This is a genomic window from bacterium (assembly GCA_024226335.1).
Lineage (GTDB): Bacteria > Myxococcota_A > UBA9160 > SZUA-336 > SZUA-336 > JAAELY01.
In genome coordinates, this window is record JAAELY010000409.1 from 1 (window position 1) to 1011 (window position 1011).

1 protein-coding gene is annotated in these 1011 nt (G+C 63.0%); it reads right to left on the reverse strand.

All coding sequences use genetic code 11. From position 1 onward, the window contains the following. Nucleotides 1-1011 (reverse strand): NAD(+) synthase (gene nadE, locus GY725_20395; GenBank protein MCP4006545.1); only part of this gene is annotated, 1011 nt, incomplete at both ends.

Here is a 1011-nt window from a genome sequence, read left to right on the forward strand (position 1 = left end):
GCGGCGCTTGTATTCGTTGCGGTCGACCTGTCGCAGCACCCAGTCCACCGTCTCGCTTGTGGTCCCGGCGGGCGGGACGATGTCGGCGGCGGGCAAGCCCTGCTCGATCGCCTGCTCCAGGATCTGATCGAGCACGTCGTAAGCCGGTAGCGAATCGGTGTCCTGCTGATCGGGCGCGAGTTCGGCCGAGGGCGGCTTTTCGATCGTATTGACGGGAATGCGTTCGCCGTCGCGATTGGCGTGACGCGCCAGTCGATACACGTCGCGCTTGAGCACATCACCAATCACGGCCAGCCCACCGACCAGATCACCGTACAGTGTCGTGTAGCCCACCGATAGCTCGCTCTTGTTTCCCGTGGCCAGCACGATGCAACCTTCGTGATTGCTCACCGCCATGAGCAGGGAGCCGCGGATGCGCGCCTGGATGTTCTCCTGGGTCAGCCCGTAGCTTTCCTCGGGACCAAAGAGATGCGCGAACTGCTCCAGGTAGTCCTTGTAGATGGAGTCGATGCGCACAATGCGCTGCTGGATGCCCAGGTTCTCGGCCAGAGCTTCCGCGTCGCTCACGCTGTGTTCCGACGAGAACGGACCGGGCATGAGAACGCCAAACACATTCTCTGGACCGAGGGCCCTGGCCGCCAGATGCGCGGTGACCGCCGAGTCGATACCACCCGAAAGTCCGATCACCGCCGAGCGCATGCCCAGCTTGTGCAGGTAGTCGCGAATGCCCAGCACGAGCGAGCGCTCGAGCAGTTCGATGTCTTCTTCGACCGGCGCGGCCGGAGTGCGTCCCTTCGCAAAGGGCTCGACGATCGCAAAATCCGATTCGAAACGTTTCAGACGCTGGGTGACACGGCCTTCTGCGTCGACCACGAAACTGGTTCCGTCGAAGACCAGTTCGTCATTGCCACCGACCAGATTCACGAACACGAACGGCACGCCGAAGCGGGTCGCAGCTTCCCGCACCATGGCCTCGCGCAACTCGGTCTTGTGCTGCTCCCAGGGCGAAGC